15 protein-coding genes and 1 pseudogene are annotated in these 18293 nt (G+C 45.8%); 14 read left to right on the top strand and 2 right to left on the bottom strand.

What is annotated here, in order from left to right; all coding sequences use genetic code 11:
• From KFE26_RS01935 to KFE26_RS01895, 9 genes and pseudogenes are all read left to right on the top strand, one after another.
• A complete protein-coding gene (locus tag KFE26_RS01935) occupies nt 1–696 on the top strand; it encodes a response regulator transcription factor (RefSeq protein WP_113940226.1) in 696 nt (231 codons plus the stop codon).
• Nucleotides 689–2053 carry an ATP-binding protein gene (locus tag KFE26_RS01930; protein WP_105250673.1) on the top strand — a complete coding sequence of 455 codons (1365 nt, stop codon included), beginning with the start codon at nt 689–691 and terminating at the stop codon, nt 2051–2053. Before KFE26_RS01935 ends, KFE26_RS01930 begins: the two co-directional genes overlap by 8 nt.
• Before the next feature lie 148 nt (nt 2054–2201).
• Nucleotides 2202–3704: pseudogene (locus KFE26_RS01925) on the top strand (DUF3300 domain-containing protein).
• 259 nt (nt 3705–3963) lie between these two features.
• Nucleotides 3964–4614 carry an alpha/beta hydrolase gene (locus KFE26_RS01920; RefSeq protein WP_212599487.1) on the top strand — a complete coding sequence of 217 codons (651 nt, stop codon included), beginning with the start codon at nt 3964–3966 and terminating at the stop codon, nt 4612–4614.
• A 69-nt stretch (nt 4615–4683) separates the two neighbouring features.
• Nucleotides 4684–4857 (top strand): YezD family protein, encoded by a 174-nt coding sequence (locus tag KFE26_RS01915; protein ID WP_011790691.1) that lies wholly within the window; start codon nt 4684–4686, stop codon nt 4855–4857.
• 89 nt (nt 4858–4946) lie between these two features.
• The gene (locus tag KFE26_RS01910; protein ID WP_168826301.1) at nt 4947–5960 is read left to right on the top strand and encodes a sulfate ABC transporter substrate-binding protein; all 1014 of its coding nucleotides are present in this window, start codon (nt 4947–4949) and stop codon (nt 5958–5960) included.
• A gap of 68 nt (nt 5961–6028) precedes the next feature.
• A complete protein-coding gene (gene cysT, locus KFE26_RS01905; RefSeq protein ID WP_011790693.1) occupies nt 6029–6853 on the top strand; it encodes a sulfate ABC transporter permease subunit CysT in 825 nt (274 codons plus the stop codon).
• Between the two features lie 4 nt (nt 6854–6857).
• Entirely contained in the window at nt 6858–7709 is an 852-nt protein-coding gene (gene cysW / locus KFE26_RS01900; RefSeq protein ID WP_105250678.1) for a sulfate ABC transporter permease subunit CysW, read from the top strand.
• Nucleotides 7710–7736: 27 nt separating this feature from the next.
• The gene (locus KFE26_RS01895; RefSeq protein ID WP_105250679.1) at nt 7737–8801 is read left to right on the top strand and encodes a sulfate/molybdate ABC transporter ATP-binding protein; all 1065 of its coding nucleotides are present in this window, start codon (nt 7737–7739) and stop codon (nt 8799–8801) included.
• 24 nt (nt 8802–8825) lie between these two features.
• Here the strand turns inward: KFE26_RS01895 and KFE26_RS01890 are convergent, their stop codons facing one another.
• Complete coding sequence (locus KFE26_RS01890) at nt 8826–9302, bottom strand: cytoplasmic protein (protein ID WP_105250680.1); 477 nt, start codon at nt 9300–9302, stop codon at nt 8826–8828.
• 97 nt (nt 9303–9399) lie between these two features.
• Nucleotides 9400–13047: an EAL domain-containing protein gene (locus KFE26_RS01885; RefSeq protein ID WP_113940219.1), complete on the bottom strand. Its 3648-nt coding sequence runs from the start codon at nt 13045–13047 to the stop codon at nt 9400–9402.
• Nucleotides 13048–13662: 615 nt separating this feature from the next.
• On the opposite strand from KFE26_RS01885, the gene KFE26_RS01880 reads away from it, so the two are divergent.
• The 5 genes from KFE26_RS01880 (at nt 13663) to cyoD (ending at nt 18290) form a co-directional block, all read left to right on the top strand.
• Complete coding sequence (locus tag KFE26_RS01880) at nt 13663–14052, top strand: hypothetical protein (protein WP_198572438.1); 390 nt, start codon at nt 13663–13665, stop codon at nt 14050–14052.
• A gap of 189 nt (nt 14053–14241) precedes the next feature.
• Nucleotides 14242–15345 carry a ubiquinol oxidase subunit II gene (gene cyoA, locus KFE26_RS01875; RefSeq protein WP_173497841.1) on the top strand — a complete coding sequence of 368 codons (1104 nt, stop codon included), beginning with the start codon at nt 14242–14244 and terminating at the stop codon, nt 15343–15345.
• A gap of 2 nt (nt 15346–15347) precedes the next feature.
• Nucleotides 15348–17327: a cytochrome o ubiquinol oxidase subunit I gene (gene cyoB, locus KFE26_RS01870; RefSeq protein ID WP_212599486.1), complete on the top strand. Its 1980-nt coding sequence runs from the start codon at nt 15348–15350 to the stop codon at nt 17325–17327.
• A 1-nt stretch (nt 17328) separates the two neighbouring features.
• Complete coding sequence (cyoC, locus tag KFE26_RS01865) at nt 17329–17949, top strand: cytochrome o ubiquinol oxidase subunit III (protein ID WP_011787513.1); 621 nt, start codon at nt 17329–17331, stop codon at nt 17947–17949.
• Nucleotides 17949–18290 (top strand): cytochrome o ubiquinol oxidase subunit IV, encoded by a 342-nt coding sequence (gene cyoD / locus KFE26_RS01860; RefSeq protein ID WP_011787512.1) that lies wholly within the window; start codon nt 17949–17951, stop codon nt 18288–18290. Before cyoC ends, cyoD begins: the two co-directional genes overlap by 1 nt.
• Nucleotides 18291–18293: the final 3 nt, after the last annotated feature.

The raw sequence follows: 18293 nt of genomic DNA, 5'->3' as shown, positions 1-18293 counted from the left end.
ATGCGATTGTTACTAGTTGAAGATGATATAGAACTACAGACTAACTTAAAGCAACATCTCCTCGATGCCCATTACAGTATCGATGTGGCGAGTGATGGTGAAGAAGGCTTATTTCAAGCGCTCGAATACAACTATGATGCAGCAATTATCGATGTAGGTTTACCTAAACTCGATGGTATCGCCTTGATCCGTAGCGTGCGTGAACAAAAACGCGACTTTCCTATCCTGATTTTAACCGCAAGGGACAGTTGGCAAGATAAGGTTGAAGGACTCGATGCCGGTGCCGACGACTATCTGACGAAACCTTTCCATCCCCAAGAACTCATCGCACGACTAAAAGCCCTGATCCGTCGCTCCGCCGGTAAGGCCAGCCCCCTGATCTACAACGGCCCCTTTAGCCTTAACACCAGCAGTCTAGAAGTACGTAAAGGCGAAGAACTGGTTAACCTCAGCGGCTCTGAATACAAGTTATTCGAATTTTTTATGTTGCATCAGGGCGAAGTCAAATCAAAAACCGTCCTCACAGAGCACATCTACGATCAGGATTTTGATTTAGATTCTAACGTCATCGAAGTCTTTATCCGCAGGTTACGCAAAAAACTCGATCCTGATAATCAATACAACCTGATTGAAACCCTGCGCGGCCAAGGTTATCGCCTAAAAGCGTTAACGTCTGGGCAAGCAACCGATGAGTAAACGCGCCATGGCGTGGCAAGTGCTGAACTCCCTAAAAGCACGCTTAGTTGCCAGCGCGCTATTATTTATCTTAGTGTTATTACCCTTGATCGGCGTTGCCTTAAACGATGCCTTTACTGAACAAGTTAAAAGCGCAACCAAGAATGAACTCAGTGCCTATGTCTATTCAATTCTCGCGGTGACTGAAGTCGAAAACAAACAAATATCTATCCCAGAGTTAGTGCTAGAGAATCGTTTTAACCTCATTCAATCAGGACTGTATGCCATTGCAACCACTGAAGACGCCAGCGGCAAACAAGATATAGTGTGGCACTCGCAATCTTTTATGGGGATTACGCCACCGCCACATTTTACCATCCCAGCCACAGGTCAAAGCGCATTTGAGCAAATCGAGCTCGCCGATCAACTCCATTTGATTTATAGCTTTAGTGTCAGTTTTGCCAGCCAAAATCAAAACGTGCCAGTGACAATCCACATCATTAAAGACGAGCGAGAATTTCAGCAGCAAATTGATCAGTTTAATCAACAGCTTTGGACTTGGCTGCTGATCTTAATGTTAGTCATGTTAGTGTTTCAATTAAGTTGGTTACTGTGGACGTTACGACCTTTAGCACGCTTTACCCAAGAGTTACATTCCGTCGAGCAAGGTAAGTCGATGCAGCTAAGTAGCCAGTACCCCACTGAATTACAAGCGGTTGCTCGGCAGCTTAATATTTTGCTCAATACCGAACAAACCCAACGAAAACGCTATCGTAATGCCTTGGCCGACCTAGCCCATAGCCTCAAAACACCACTGGCGGTGATCAAGAGTCAGGCCGACTTAAGCGAATCCTCCAGTGAGCAAGTATCAGTGATCAGCCGGATCATTGGCCACCAGCTAAAACGCGCCCAAACCGCAGCGGCGGCCTCGTGGCATTTAGGTATTCGTGTCGATGAAGTCGCCGCTAAGTTATTACGCACATTAGCTAAAATTTATCGAGAGCCACAAATCAATCTCAGCGGCGAGATGGTAGAACACGCAGTATTCAAGGGGGATGAAGCAGATCTGACTGAAATTCTAGGCAATTTACTCGACAACGCCTGTAAAGCCGCGAAGTCTACGGTGACATTAACGGTCACAGGCGATGCCTATCAACTGCTAATCTGTATCGAAGATGATGGCCCAGGGATCAGTGAAGCCCTGCAAAATCAAATCTTTGAACGTGGTATTCGCGCAGACTCCTACCTTCAAGGTAATGGTATTGGGCTTGCTATCGTGCGCGATTTAGTCGACAGCTATAACGGCAGAATTTCTGTCTCTCGTTCAGAAACCTTAGGTGGTGCCAAATTTAGCATCAGCTTTGCACACTCAGTTTAAGTCTTTATTTTCAATGCGATAGATTTATTACTTCTCTTAAAACTTGGCTATAAATAAATATTTAACCGCAAAACACTTTCAGCTTATGTTCATATTCACACGCCTAATATGCCCATAACATCCTCGAACAGGATTATTGGAGCAAACCATGAACAGACTACATCGATGGAATTGGCTAGTGTTAACGGCGGCATTAGTGGCCTTGCCTTTCACTACCACAGCACAGGCTGCGGGCATATCTGCGAGCCAAGGATCGAGCACCGCGGCAAGCCAAGCCGAACTCGAACAAATGCTGGCGCCTATTGCCCTGTATCCCGATAGCTTACTGACCCACATACTTATCGCTTCAACTTATCCACTCGAAATAGTGCAGGCACAGCGTTGGTTAACCCAGCGCCCCAAATCATCGATCGACCAAATTATGTCGCAAGCCGAAGATCAGGACTGGGACCCGAGCGTCAAAGCCTTGCTGGCCTTCCCGACGCTGCTACAAAAAATGAGTGAAGATCTCGAATGGACTCAAAGACTCGGTGAAGCCTTCTTAGAAGATGAAGGCCAAGTGATGAACAGCATTCAGTCCCTAAGACAACAGGCTGATAAAGCGAATAGCTTAGCGGACATGGATAACATGGCAATTACCCGCGCCAACAATCAGATCATCATAGAACCCGCTAAGCGAGAAATCGTCTACGTCCCCTATTACGATCCACGCGTGGTTTACGGCACATGGCGTTGGGGTGTGGCTTATCCACCTGTATATTGGGAATTTGGCGGCTATGCTGGCTATCCCTATCGTCCGAGTCATAACCATTTCTACTGGTCACCGGGCATCCATATTTCCTTTAACTACTTCTTCAGTTCGTTCCACTGGCACAACCATAAAGTGGTGGTAATAGACTATCGCCATTCACACCGATATCGCCCACGGGAAAGATACAGTGTTAGCCATGGCGCACAACCTTGGAAACATAAACCCGAACATAGACGCGGCGTGAGTTATCACAATCCAGTGGTGAAACAACGCTATTACCGTGATGATAAATATCGCGGCAGAGATTCACACTCAAGCGGCAGTAAACAGCACTTCAATAGCCAATATTCGAAGTCTAAAGAACGCCAAGATACCCATAGTAATCTGGGTAATATGAGTAATCAGGGCAATAAAAGTCGTGATAATAAAGACTATCACAACGTCAGCCGTGAACGTGATAACCGCACACCGAGTTATCAGAAAACGCAAGCCGAGTTAAAGGAACGTCGATCCGCGACTATGGTACAAACGCCGACTCACAAGGAGCGTAATGACGCGCAATCAAGACCCGTGCAGTCAAAACCAATGCCATCGAAGGAGCCTCAGCAAAGGCAATATCAAACTCGGGAGTCACAGCCGCGTAATATCGATCAACAAAGGGCACAGTCACAAAGGCAAGAAAAACCAAGAACTATGACCCCAAGAGTTGAAACGCCACGACCTGAAACAAGACGTACAGAGCCACAACGGATTTAACAACCAAGACAAGCAGCGCCTAGACAACGCGAAGAAGTGAGAGTGAGACAAAGTGAGCCACGCCAAAATGCGCAAACCGCTCGCTCGGTAGAACATAACCAAGGTCGATCAACTCAAAGCCAAGAACGTCGTCATAGGGAATAACAAGATATAAACTGAAAACGAGTGCACAGAAGACTCACCCTCTTACTGGGCATTTTTATGGATTATTTATCTGTAACATCACCTCACAAAGGAAACTTCCTCCAGAGTTAATATCCTAAATATATCTCATATTCCAAAATGAACTACAAATAACAATTTTAATAACCAAATTTGTAGATATAGTCAGAGTGCGAGTCAAACTGGCTTCATCCGGTCGTCATTTGGCTCTCTTATCAACTCACATCTTGGAGAATGAAATATGGCAACCTTATTAATTGTGCCAGGGTTTGGTGGTAGCGGCCCTTTACATTGGCAAAGTTGGATTGCACAAAAATATGAATCAGCTATATGGGTCAATGACTTACCACTATTGGAGCCTAAGATTCATATCTGGGCCAATGCCATTTGCCGCGCAATCGATCAAATCGAAGGTGAAATCCTGATCCTCGCCCACAGTTTTGGCTGTTTAGCGACAAGCCTTGCCATCGCTCATCATCCACAGCGGGTAGCAGCAGCTATTTTAGTCGCGCCAGCATCACCAGCACGATTTTCTGAGAATGGACACATTCTGCCTGAACACGATGGCACTCAAACGATCAAACACTTGTTGCCAAAACACCCCTTAGGTGTCACTGGACTTGTCATTGCCAGTGAAAACGATCCTTGGATGCCCTTTAATCAAGCTGCAAAACTGGCAAAAAAATTTGGATTCCCAACAATCAACTTAGGGTTAAGTGGCCACATTAATGTCGATTCCGGACATGGACAGTGGCCCCTCATTGATGTGCTTATTGGTAATCTTATCTATCAAATAGAAAGTGCAACTCAGAGCCAGTCTAACGATCTCGTAAACTCAAACACACAAAAGACACACTTATTACATAAAAGAATATCAAATCGCAAAATGTAACTTTTTAGTTATCAATATTTGATTATAATTCCAATTACGTTGTCAAAAACCACTTACATGAGGACTTATATGGCAACCAAAGAAGATCTACAAACCGTGATCCCCTTGCTCGTCAATAGTTTAGAAAAACTACTGGGTAGAATTGAGTTTGGGACAGTGGAATTAACCTTTCACCATGGGAAATTAGTGCAATTAGAAAAGAAAGAAAAAATTCGTTTAGACCAAGTTACGCCGTCAAAATAAAAACGAAATTTACCACCCAATCAACACAGTTAGACCACATCGCTGACCGGTCAACCGGAAGCCTTATTAAATAATATGAGGATTTCGGTATGAATATTTTATCTCACCTACAAAAAGCAACACTCACCTTAGTTTTGGCCTCTACTAGTTTTCTCGCACTCGCTGAAGATACGCTATTGAATGTTTCCTATGATCCAACCCGTGAATTCTATCGGGAATATAACCAAATCTTCAGCCAATACTGGCAAAAACAAGGCCATAAAGCCCCAACCATACGTCAATCTCACGGTGGTTCAGGCTCGCAAGCTCGCTCAGTTATTGATGGATTAGAAGCGGATGTTGTCACTCTGGCACTGGCCTATGACGTTGATGCATTAAGGCAAAAAGCGGATTTAATTCCTGAAAATTGGCAAAGTCGCCTGCCACACAATAGCTCGCCCTATACCTCGACCATAGTGCTATTGGTTCGCAAGGGAAATCCCAAAAATATCCATGACTGGAATGACTTAGTTCGTGAAGGTGTAGAAGTCATTACCCCAAATCCTAAGACTTCAGGCGGGGCGCGCTGGAACTATCTCGCTGCTTGGGGTTATGCACTGAAGCAATACGGCTCAGAAGAAAAAGCGTTAGAGTTTGTCACTCAGATTTATAAAAACGTACCTGTGCTGGACTCAGGCGCCCGTGGCGCAACCAATACCTTTGTACAGCGAAAAATTGGCGATGTGTTCATCGCTTGGGAAAATGAAGCCATATTATCTGTTGAGCAGTTAGGAAAAGGTGAATTTGAAATCATTGTTCCAAGTGTCAGCATTCTTGCCGAGCCACCAGTGACAGTGGTAGATAAAAATGTCGATCTCAAAGGGACACGTAAGTTAGCAGAAGCTTACCTAGCACATCTCTATACTGATGAAGCACAACACCTAGCTGCAAAACACTTTTATCGCCCGACAAACCCAGACATTGCGTTGCAATACAAAGACAAGTTTCCACAACTGAAGCTCTTTACCATTGATGAGGTTTTTGGTGGCTGGAACAAAGCACAAAAAACTCATTTTAATGATGGTGGTCAATTCGATTCTATTTTAACCAAGATTAGCAAGTAATCTTTTACGCGGTTTCATTAATACGAAACCGCCCATTGGTTTCACTTATCTCGCGACGGAATAATGATATGAGCAAGGTTGTCATAAAATCTGTGCTACCTGGATTTGGTATTACCTTAGGCTTCTCAGTTTTATATTTAAGTTTGCTATTTCTTATTCCTGTAGCCGGATTAGTTCTGTTTACGCTGCAAATGAGTTGGGCTGACTTTTGGGTCGCAATTAGTCATCCTCAGGTTGTAGCCTCATACAAGCTGTCATTTACGGCGTCTTTTATTGGCGCCAGCATTAATGCCATTTTTGGGACTCTCGTCGCTTGGGTGTTAGTACGTTATCAATTTTTTGGTAAAAAAGTCGTCGATGCTTTAGTCGATCTGCCTTTTGCCTTACCGACGGCTGTCGCAGGTATCGCGCTCGTAACGCTTTATTCGACTACCGGGTGGGTAGGTCAATATTTACACTTATGGGGTATTAAAGTCGCCTACAGTCAAATTGGTGTTGTGATCGCCTTAACTTACATTGGATTGCCCTTTGTCGTACGAACAGTACAACCGGTTTTGGCTGATTTTTCAAAGGAACTTGAAGAAGCATCTGCATCCCTCGGTGCTAATCGATTAACCACCATAAGAAGAGTGATCCTACCTGCGGTATTACCTGCATTATTAACGGGTTACGCCTTAGCCTTTGCACGTGCAGTAGGCGAATATGGTTCCGTCATTTTTATCTCGGGCAATTTGCCCTATCGCACCGAAATTACTCCGCTACTGATAGTGTCCAAAGCTGAGCAATATGACTATAACGGCGCTGCGGCTATCGGAGTGGTCATGCTCGCAGCAGCTTTCCTCTTATTGTTATTAATTAATAGCCTACAGTGGTGGGCGAGTAAAAGAGGTTAAGTCTATGGGCCAAATATCGACTGTAAATTATCAAGCTACCACTGAGGCACCTTGGATAAAGTGGAGTTTAATCGGGATCGCATTAAGCTTTCTCGCACTGTTTCTGGTTTTGCCATTAGCGGTTGTGCTCTACGGCGCCTTTGAAGCGGGTCTCAAGATCTGGTGGCAAGCCGTGACCGATCCCGATGCGCTCGCTTCCATTCGCCTCACCTTATTAGTGTTAATTATTGTTGTACCCACCAATGCTATTTTTGGTGTCGCCATCGCTTGGGCTATTGCTAAATTTGAGTTTAGAGGCAAAACCATACTGATCTCGATAATCGATATGCCCTTCGCCATTTCACCCGTCGTGGTCGGGCTGATTTTTGTGATCCTCTTTGGTGCCCAAGGCTGGTTTGGGCCTTGGCTTGCTGCCCATGATTTAAAAGTGATTTTTGCCGTTCCGGGCATAGTCATTGTCATCATGTTTGGCACTTTACCCTTTATTGCCCGTGAACTCATCCCACTGATGCAGCAACAGGGCAAAGATGAAGAAGAGGCCTCACTCACCTTAGGCGCCAGTGGTTTAAAGACCTTTTGGTACGTCACTTTACCGAATATTAAGTGGGGCTTACTCTACGGCGTGATCCTGTGTAATGCCCGCGCTATGGGCGAGTTTGGTGCGGTAGCAGTGGTCTCTGGGCGCATTCGCGGTGAGACCAATACTATGCCGCTACACATAGAAGTGCTTTATAACGAATACATGTTTACGGCCGCGTTTGCCGTGTCATCCCTACTCACAGGTTTAGCACTGGTCACTATCGTGCTGAAAAGCCTCGTGGAGTGGAAAGATGAGCGCAAACATCAAATTAACTAAACGCAACGTCCTTAGGAACAGAGCATTATGAGCATACACATTCAACAAGTTAATAAGCGTTTTAGTGATTTTGTTGCCGTGGACTCGGTCAATTTAGAGATCAAAACCGGAGAGCTGACGGCCCTTTTAGGCCCATCCGGCTCAGGCAAAACAACTTTACTCAGGATTATTGCCGGACTCGAACAGGCCGACAGTGGCATAGTTAGATTTAATGGCGAAGACATCACCACACAGCATGTGAGTGAACGCGGTGTCGGTTTTGTATTCCAACATTACGCCCTATTTAAACATATGACTGTATTCGAAAATGTCGCCTATGGACTCACAGTCAGACCACGAAAGACACGTCCGACTAAGGCAGACATTGCCGATAAGGTGCATTCATTACTCAAACTCGTCCAATTAGATTGGACTGCTAATCGCTATCCATCACAACTTTCAGGCGGTCAAAGGCAACGCATCGCACTCGCCCGCGCGCTTGCGGTCGAACCTAAGGTTCTACTGTTAGACGAACCCTTTGGCGCGCTCGATGCAAAAGTCCGCGCAGAATTACGCCGCTGGTTAAGACGCTTACACGATGAGATTAATGTCACTACCGTATTTGTGACCCATGATCAGGAAGAAGCACTCGAAGTCGCAGATAAAATTGTAGTGATGAATCAAGGTCGTATCGAGCAGCAAGGTACGCCAGAAGAAGTCTATGATAATCCAAGCAATCCTTTTGTGTACGAGTTTCTTGGCAATGTGAACCTATTTCATGCCCGGGTAAAACAAGGGCATAGCACTATAGGCAATATCCACATTCCCTCACCTGAGCACACGATTAACGAAGAGCAACAAGGCTTGGCCTATGTTCGTCCACACGAAATCGAGGTACTGACACAACCAACTGAAAATGCCCTTAAAGTCAGTTTAGACTTAGTGACCATAGTTGGCCCTGCAGTAAGATTAGAAGTCCTAACTGAGCTAAATAACCAACTGATCCATGTTGAATTATCTAAAGTGCAATTTAAACAGCTTGGCATAAACAAAGGTGATAGCGCTTGGATCCAACCGCGCTATACCAAAGTCTTTTTAGGGGAAGGCATTTAACCACTCACCGCCCTAATCAATAGATCAGAACTTCAAGGTCAAGGACTGACCTTCTCCCATTCCCTGCCACTCAACACTCAAATCCATAATCTCATTGAGAATATGATCAAAATCTGTTTGGTTAACAGTAGGAACGGCCAAGTCTCGACTGCTACAGGCTTGCTCTAACAGATAAATAAAGCCGTCATAGGTTGGCGTTTCACCCGCCCACAGTAGCGACTGCAGGGTCTCAACTATGGATTCAGCTTGCCACACCTCCGTTTTATCAGCGATGGCGCGGGAGGTTTCATTATGCTCTAAGGTAAAGCTGATATCGGCGCCAGCTCTGATCTGCGAGAAGAAAGCACCTTGAATATGCAGGCGTTTTTCAACCACATAGTGGATCATATCGTGAGGTGCTATACCTTGTTCTGGCATTTGGGTTTGGGTCGCACTACCGTCCATGCGCACACAGCGCAACTGGCCATAACGCTGAGTACCTTTAGTGAAGATGACTTGCATAAAACCATCCTTAGTATTTTGATTAACGCATGCATAATGCGAACTCAAGTATAGTCCAACTCTGCGCCAGCATTAGAAAAACAACAACACTCTGCCGTTATAAATTACGCTGGATAAAGCGGAAACACTCTTCTGCCGCTAAGGGTTTACTAAAGTAAAACCCTTGCACTAAGTCGCACCCCATGCTCGACAATAATACCAATTGCGCCTCGTTTTCAACCCCTTCAGCGACCACAGTTAACCCCAATTCATGGGACATAGAAATAGTTGCAGCGCTAATGGCTGCATCGTTCGAGTCGGTCTCAATATCCTTCACAAAGGATCGGTCGAGCTTTAACCTGTCTAAGGGCAAGAGTTTCAAATAGGATAAAGAGGAATATCCTGTACCAAAATCATCGATGGCGAGCTCGATACCATGTTGGCGCAATTCCGCTAATAGGCGCGCATTCTGCTCAGGATATTGCATCGCCACACTCTCGGTAATCTCCAGCTCCAGTGCGCCTTTGCCCAACTTATGCTTCACCAGCACATTGGTAATATCGGCGACTATCGTATCCTTACGGAGTTGATGCGCTGACAGATTCACCGCCATTCGCAACTCAGTGGCACCCGCTGCGCGCCAGACAGCAAGTTGCGCCATCGCCGTTTCTAACACCCATTGGCCAATTGGGATGATCATGTCGATCTCTTCGGCAATGGGAATAAAACGGTCAGGCGCTATCATGCCAAATTCGGGATGCTGCCAGCGCACAAGCGCTTCGACACTGACCACTTGCCCGCTTCTAATATCAATTTGTGGCTGATAATGCAGTCGTAATTCGTCGTTTGCTAACACTTGCCTCAGGCCCGTTTCAATATGCTGGCGCTCAGTGATCAAAGTGTTCATTGCCGCAGTAAAGAATTGATAGTTATTGCGTCCAGCCGCTTTTGCGCGGTACATGGCCATATCAGCATTTTTCATCAAGGCTTCAACACTGTCACCATCATTGGGAAATAAACTGATCCCTATACTTGGCGATGAATGTAATGCTTGATTATTAATCACATAGGTTTGACTCAAACCACTGCGCAGCGCCTCGGCTAAACTGGCCACTTCATCATGGTTCGTATCGGACAAGGCAACCACAAACTCATCGCCCCCCAAACGCGCCACAGTATCATTATCACCAACGATGTATTTCAAACGTCGGGCAACCTCTAGCAGCAGTTGATCGCCCACATGATGGCCCAAGGTATCGTTGATATTTTTAAAGTGGTCCATGTCGATGAACATTACCGCTATTTGGCTGTGGGATACCAGAGCATCCTTAAACACCACTTCGAGGCGCGACTGCAAGCTCAGTCGATTAGGCAATAAGGTCAAAGAGTCATGATGGGCAAGGAAATGAATGCGTTCCTCACTGACTTTACGCTCACTGATATCGGTAAAGCTGCCAATATAGTGACTCACGGCACCAGAATCATCCCGCACCACAGACATCATCAACCATTTCGGGAAATCGTAGCCTTGTTTATGCCTATCCCAGACTTCACCTTGCCAGAAACCCGTTTGCTCGAGGGCAGCACGGACTTGAGAATCGATACTTTTATCCGTTCGTTCAGCCTCTATAAAACGGCAGTTTTTACCAATAATGTCCTCTCTGGAATAACCCGTGATCTGAGAAAATGCGCTATTCACATCCACAATGATATCGTTGGCATCCATAATCGTGATGCCTTCACCACTCTGCTGAAATACTTGCGCCAAGAGATTTACCCGCGCAACGGTACGCTCCTGCTCGGTAATATCTTCGACGATAAACAAAATTAGCTGTTCACCATTGGCACCAGTAACTAAAGCCCCGTTGAGGCGCACCGCCACTAATTGGCCATTTTTATGTAAATAATGCTTCTGATAGGGGCCGTAACGGCGCGTCTGCTTTAAGCGCTCTAATTGCTCAGTTTCACTTAATTGATAACGCTTTGGGGTAAGATCCCAAGGATCAAGTTGATTAAGCTCATCGAGTGAATAACCCGTAATCGCTTGAAAGGCGGGGTTAATTGCCACAAATTGACCATCATCTAAACGTTTAAGCACATGCCCCACAGGGGCCTTATCAAATAGGTTTCGATATTTTTGCTCACTTTCGACCAAGGTAGCTTGAAAAGCCTGACGGCGGGCAATTTCCTTCGACAATGCCATGGTTTTTTCTGTCACTTTTTCGGCAATACGTTGGCGCTCGCCGGAGGAAACCAGTGTCATACCGCCCACGACCGCACAAGTGATAAATGCGAGCAGCAGCATCAGTAGCGATAAGCTAAAAGTATCGCCCATCAGTACCGCATAGGATTGATAAATCACTATATGCCAATGACGATCCGCTAACATCAGGTTTGCCTGAAAATACTGCCCAGTTTTATCGCTGAAGAGTTTACTGCTAAATTCGGGAAACGATTTTCGAGTATTGCTATAAAGTAAGGTACCGCCCGCACTCATATCTGTCAGTTGCCACTGCAACCCTTTTACACTATCAACATCATCAATAATGCCTTGCAAATCAATTACGGCAGAACAAAACCCTGAGATCTTACCCAATCTGTCAAAAGCAGGAGCAATGAGTAAAGTGCCACCAGGGCCATTGGGATCTTGTGCTAATTGAATCTTGGCTGTCATCACGGGTGCTAACGTCGCACGCACTTTTGCGATGGCTGCGGCTCGCGTTGGCTCACTATTGAGATCTAATCCCAAGGCCGCTTCGTTACCTATCTGCGGCTGAATATACATCACAGGGACTAGCCAACCATCAGTATTCGCCTGCCAGCCTTCGGGACGAGTCACTTTGTAGGAACCACCAACCACAGAACGAATGGATGCCTCAAAACTTTGCTGATCGGCTGCCGCCACAAGCGGTGACCAAGACCAAGCTCTAAAGCCATCCTTCATCAACATATTGCGTTTGCCAAACTGTACAAACTCATCCTCAGAAACCTGCTCGCTATTATCGAACAAGCTTGCTAAGGCAACAATTTGTTGGAGGTTAGCATCTTGAAAACTTTCAATATTGCTAATAATCGCATTAGATTGAACCAGAAACTTATCCCGTAACTGTTGGCGCTGATTCATATCTGAGTAGTAATAAATCCCCACGCAAAATAAAAAACCCACCAGCAAAGGCACACCCGTCTGAATGCGGCGAGAACGCCAAATAACTCGCTTATCAAATAACAACATAGTCAGAGGGATAAAAATCACGGCACCGAGCAAATCCCCAGTCCACCAATTTATTAAACTACCCAGTAAATCGGACTGTGGAATCGTACCGTTAATCACTAAGGAGAAATTGCCAAAAACAGTCGCTACTGTACAAGTTAAAGCTAAACTCAAGCAGGATTTAATGACGGCGTTAGGATTATCTAGGGTGAATAAATGATCGACTCGCCCAAGAACATAGGCAGAAAGCACTGCCTGTATAGATGAACCAATTGAAATAGCAAAGGGCAACCACCCCCAATGGATATGTCCGCTGATGTTGAGATTAATCAACAAAGAACCAATGAACACGCCAATCCAAGGCGCATATTCCTTCCATAAAACACAAGCGGCAATAGCAATACCTGCGGCAGGCCAAATTGCAGCAGAATATCCAGGCGGCAAAGCAATCATCAAACCAATTTTACCTACAATAACGTAAGCTAAGGCGATGAAAATGTTTACCTTAAGGTATGGGATAAATGACTTTATGTGTAGTCCTTCATGCTGACGCACTTCGAGAATTGAGAAGCATCATGCCCTACTCACAGGCTCAATCTCAAGCACATATCAGGGGCGAGATAAGTTCACAGTTTAATAATCGGTTTATCTAATGTAAATAGCGTAAATGACTGACACAATCACTCATTTAACGTGATGTTTTTATTTGGGATGCCGATCTCAAATGCACTTAATCATACAGCCAAACTTGGCGAGCCCAATCTTGCGACAAACAAGCTAACCCATCAAGACAACTATCGGCAACATTAGCCCTGCCATAGAAGTTAAGCCTAGTCTTTTTGCGGGTAAAGCAAACATGTTTATAGGGGCTGTAATCAACTCAATGACGCCACGAGCAAATCAACTTTAGTCAAAATGAATAAATGAGAGGCTTCACAATTTTTTATTTTATGAGAACAAAATCAGTTTAAATACTGTTAATCTTGTAAAACTAAAGATCTAATTTGGTTTTAATTAAGGTTTTTTTAATACTAAAGCCCTTTTACTACGGGGATCCGCTTTCATTCAATAGCCGCTTCTTGGTATCCTCCTGCCGCATAAAAAAGTTACATGCTGAATATTTTTTGTTCTGCCAACTGACTCCTTTTCCCGTTCAGCCGGACTCATTAATTGAAATTAGCTCTTAGCCAATTCATTGTTGAAAGATTGAACCTAACTATTCGGCTTTCAACCTTTAGCATGACAAATCTAACCCTGTTTTTCGGGTTATTGTTTGTGCTGCCTATTGCTGACGTTTTATCCGTGTTGATCGGCGGTTGTGTCGATATTAGTGAATTAATCAGCCTCAGCAATGGCTTTTTAGCCGAGTTTATCGGCGCTAGTTTGCTCAGCCTGTTATTACTCAATCCCCTCGTTATTCTGCAGTTATGGCATTTAATCGACTGCTGCTTCAAATTTTTCAATCATCTCGATTTAACTAACGCTTCACTTTTTTTAGCACCCCCAAGGCTAAAATCCCTCGAACATACCGCCCACGGTTGTCGCGCCCCGCCATTTTAACCCTCTGTTTTTAAATTAAAATTAAGCATTAAGCGCTGAAAGCGGATCTTAGATTTGCCTCGGAATGGCGGCACATTGTTGTGTCATGCCTCTTGGGTCTCAGGATTTGCGCTCAGATAACGCCGCTTAGTGTGACTGCCAGTTAACGCTTGGCAGAGTTGTAAACCTTAGGGTTAGAGGAATCTTCCTTTGTTAATTCGAAAATTAAGTAAAGCAGCAATCGCGGCAGTAGCACTCATGCTCGCGGGTTGTGATGGCGGAGTATTGGACCCTAAGGGCCAAATCGGTATCGATGAAAAACACCTGATTATCGTCGCCACCCTACTCATGCTCATTGTCGTTATCCCTGTGATTGCCATGACATTGTACTTCGCGTGGAAATACCGCGATGGCCGTGATCAGGAAATCTACGCGCCTAAATGGGCACACTCAACGGCGATTGAAACCGTAGTGTGGATAGTGCCGATTGTGATCGTGATAGTGCTCGGTGTGATCACTTGGGGTTCGACCCATGATCTTGATCCCTATAAACCTTTAGAACACGAAGCTAAACCCGTCACGGTTGAAGTAGTGTCGCTGGACTGGAAATGGTTATTCATTTACCCAGAACAAGGCGTGGCATCGGTCAATGAGTTGGCGTTCCCGGCCAATGTGCCGGTGAACTTTAAGATCACCTCTGACACTGCGATGAACTCCTTCTTCATCCCTCAGTTAGGCAGCCAGATTTATTCTATGGCGGGCATGACCACTAAATTGCATTTGATCGCTAACGAGCCAGGCACCTTCGACGGTATCTCGGCTAACTACAGCGGCGCTGGATTTGCGGGCATGAAGTTTAAAGCGATTGCCACTCAAACACCTGCTGACTTCGAGGCATGGGTTGCCAAGTTAAAACAACAGGGCAAGACATTGGACTCAGCGGCCTATGCCACACTGGCTAAACCGAGTGAATACAATCCAGTTGAATACTTTGGCTCAGTGAGCAAAGGGATGTTTGACCAAATCGTGATGCAATACATGCACATGGACTCACATGAGGGCATGAAAGGTCACGAAGGAATGGACATGCACGCAGGCATGGAACACATGGGCACTGAGCACACATCTGACATGGCAGACATGAAAGGTATGCACGACATGGCACATATGGCAGGCGAGCACGCGATGGAAAATACACAGAACATGGCCGACATGGATAGCTCAGCACCTTCTGTACCGTCATTAACACAAGACTCATCCACAGAACCTTCATCATTAGAGCACTCATCCACTCACAAAGTGGAGGCGGAGTAATCATGTCATTTCTCGGTAAATTAAGCTTAGATGCGATTCCGTATCACGAGCCCATCATCATGGTGACCCTAGCGGTCGTCGCAGTGGTAGGTTTGTATATCGCAGCCTTGATCACTAAACACAAAAAATGGAGCGTACTCTGGAATAATTGGTTAACCTCAGTTGACCATAAACGCCTCGGTATCATGTACATAGTGTTGGCTTTGGTGATGCTCATTCGTGGCTTCTCCGATGCCATTATGATGCGTACCCAGCAAGCACTCGCCACCAACGGCGCCGCAGGTTATCTGCCGCCAGAACATTACGACCAGATCTTCACCGCCCACGGCGTGATCATGATTATCTTTATGGCGATGCCATTTATGATAGGCCTAATGAACTTAGTCGTGCCGCTGCAGATTGGCGCCCGCGACGTTGCCTTCCCCTTCTTGAACAACCTCAGTTTCTGGCTGACCGCCTCTGGCGCTGTGCTGATCAATATTTCATTGGGTTTAGGTGAATTTGCTAAGACAGGTTGGGTGGCGTATCCCCCCCTCTCAGAGCTGGCTTACAGTCCGGGGGTTGGAGTCGATTACTATATCTGGGCACTGCAAATTTCAGGCATAGGAACAACCTTAACCGGGGTGAACTTTATCGCCACCGTACTTAAGATGCGCGCCCCCGGCATGAAGCTGATGCAAATGCCAATCTTCACTTGGACTTGTACTTGGGCGAACATTTTGATCGTCGCGTCATTCCCAATCTTAACCGCCGTGTTAGCCATGTTAACGCTCGACCGTTACATGGATTTCCACTTTTTCACCAATGACGGTGGCGGTAACGCCATGATGTATATCAACCTATTTTGGGCGTGGGGACATCCTGAAGTGTACATCCTGATTTTGCCTGCTTTTGGTATTTTCTCCGAGGTGATCTCAACCTTTACGGCTAAGCGTTTGTTCGGTTACACCTCTATGGTGTTGGCGAGCGGTGCGATTTCAATTTTAGGTTTCATCGTTTGGTTACACCACTTCTTCACTATGGGCTCCAGTGCCAACGTCAACGCCTTCTTCGGGGTGATGACTATGGTGATTGCCGTTCCAACCGGGGTAAAACTGTTTAACTGGTTGTTCACTATCTACCGTGGCCGCCTACGGTTAACTGTACCTGTGTTGTGGACACTAGGCTTTATGGTGACTTTCACCATAGGCGGTATGACCGGTGTGCTATTAGCCTTACCGGGAGCCGATTACGTACTACATAACAGTTTGTTTTTAATCGCGCATTTCCATAACACTATTATTGGTGGTGCGGTATTTGGTTACTTAGCAGGCTTTGCTTACTGGTTCCCTAAAGCGACAGGTTTCCACTTGAATGAACGTTTAGGTAAAGCGTCATTCTGGTGCTGGCAAATCGGTTTCTACGTGGCCTTTATGCCGCTGTACGTATTAGGCTTTATGGGTATGACGCGCAGAATTAGCCATACGGATAACCCAGCATGGAACCTGTGGATCTACTTAGCCGCTGTGGGTGCTTGCATCATCATGGTCGGTATCATTCTGCAGTTTATCCAACTGTACGTGAGTATCCGTGACCGCGACCAAAACCGCGATACTACGGGCGATCCATGGAATGGCCATACTTTAGAGTGGTCAACCGCTTCACCACCACAGTTCTATAACTTCGCTAAGCTGCCACAGGTTGATGATATCGATGCCTTTACCGATGCGAAAGAAAAAGGCTTGGCTTATCAAGGCCTCAAACACTATCAGCCAATCCATATGCCGAAAAATACCTCAAGCGGTATCTTAATGGCGCTGGGGATCACTGCCGCGGGTTTTGCCGCTATTTGGCACATTCTGTGGTTAGCCATTGTGGGCTTAGTGGGCGCGTTTATCGTGTTCTTATTCCGTGCCTATAACAATGACGTCGACTATTACGTGCAACCCGATGAAGTGGCTCGCATTGAAAATGCCCACTTAAACAATGTAGTAAGGGGCTGATATGAGTATTGCAATCCCAGCAGATTTAGAAGTAGCTCACGCAGAAGATCATCACGAACACCATGATACGAGTGGCAACACTCTGTTTGGTTTTTGGATTTACCTGATGACAGACTGCATTTTGTTTGCCTCGGTTTTCGCAACCTATGCTGTGCTCTACATGAACACGGACGGTGGCGTTTCGGGTAAAGACATTTTCGAATTGGACTTTGTGCTGATCGAAACTGCCGCCCTGCTCGTCAGTAGTATTACCTATGGCATGGCGCTGATTTTTGCTAAACGCCATAACAAAGCCGCGACCTTGGCTTGGTTACTCGTCACCTTCGCCCTCGGTTGTGTGTTTATCGGGATGGAAGTCTATGAGTTCCATCACCTGATTGAACATGGCAATGGCCCACAGCGCAGCGCTTTCCTGTCGTCCTTCTTCACTCTGGTAGGTATGCACGGCTTGCACGTGACCGCAGGTCTGATTTGGATGGCGATCATGATGATTGAAGTGGCGAAAACCGGTTTAGGTCATCGCAGCATCACCCGCCTGAGCTGCTTAAGCCTGTTCTGGCATTTCCTCGACATAGTGTGGATTTGTGTATTCACGGTCGTGTATTTATTGGGAGCACTGTAATGAGCGCACATAGTCATACTGATAAGCCTAGCCATGGCACTGACGATCTGGCCGCGAGCATTAAGTCATATCTAATGGGCTTTGTGCTGTCAGTGGTATTAACTGCCATTCCATTTTGGGCGGTAATGACCCATCACTTCGAGAAAGCGACCACCCTTAGCTTAGTGCTAGTGATGGCGATAGTGCAGATAGTGGTACATCTTAAGTACTTCTTGCACTTAGATTTCTCGAAAGAAGGCAAAGTGAACACCTTCTCCTTCCTGTTTACCGCCCTGATTATTGTCATGGTCGTCGGCTTGTCGGTGTGGATCATACTCGAAGCCAACGCTTTGATGATGTAACGA

The organism is Shewanella sp. M16 (assembly GCF_018224605.1).
Lineage (GTDB): Bacteria > Pseudomonadota > Gammaproteobacteria > Enterobacterales > Shewanellaceae > Shewanella > Shewanella oncorhynchi.
This window is presented reverse-complemented; position numbering and strand designations above follow the sequence as displayed.

Coding starts and splice junctions, on each gene's coding strand:
- KFE26_RS01935 (WP_113940226.1), top strand. CDS start 1: ATGCGATTGTTACTAGTTGAAGATGATATAGAACTACAGACTAACTTA.
- KFE26_RS01930 (WP_105250673.1), top strand. CDS start 689: ATGAGTAAACGCGCCATGGCGTGGCAAGTGCTGAACTCCCTAAAAGCA.
- KFE26_RS01920 (WP_212599487.1), top strand. CDS start 3,964: ATGGCAACCTTATTAATTGTGCCAGGGTTTGGTGGTAGCGGCCCTTTA.
- KFE26_RS01915 (WP_011790691.1), top strand. CDS start 4,684: ATGGCAACCAAAGAAGATCTACAAACCGTGATCCCCTTGCTCGTCAAT.
- KFE26_RS01910 (WP_168826301.1), top strand. CDS start 4,947: ATGAATATTTTATCTCACCTACAAAAAGCAACACTCACCTTAGTTTTG.
- cysT (WP_011790693.1), top strand. CDS start 6,029: ATGAGCAAGGTTGTCATAAAATCTGTGCTACCTGGATTTGGTATTACC.
- cysW (WP_105250678.1), top strand. CDS start 6,858: ATGGGCCAAATATCGACTGTAAATTATCAAGCTACCACTGAGGCACCT.
- KFE26_RS01895 (WP_105250679.1), top strand. CDS start 7,737: ATGAGCATACACATTCAACAAGTTAATAAGCGTTTTAGTGATTTTGTT.
- KFE26_RS01890 (WP_105250680.1), bottom strand. CDS start 9,302: ATGCAAGTCATCTTCACTAAAGGTACTCAGCGTTATGGCCAGTTGCGC.
- cyoB (WP_212599486.1), top strand. CDS start 15,348: ATGTCATTTCTCGGTAAATTAAGCTTAGATGCGATTCCGTATCACGAG.
- cyoC (WP_011787513.1), top strand. CDS start 17,329: ATGAGTATTGCAATCCCAGCAGATTTAGAAGTAGCTCACGCAGAAGAT.
- cyoD (WP_011787512.1), top strand. CDS start 17,949: ATGAGCGCACATAGTCATACTGATAAGCCTAGCCATGGCACTGACGAT.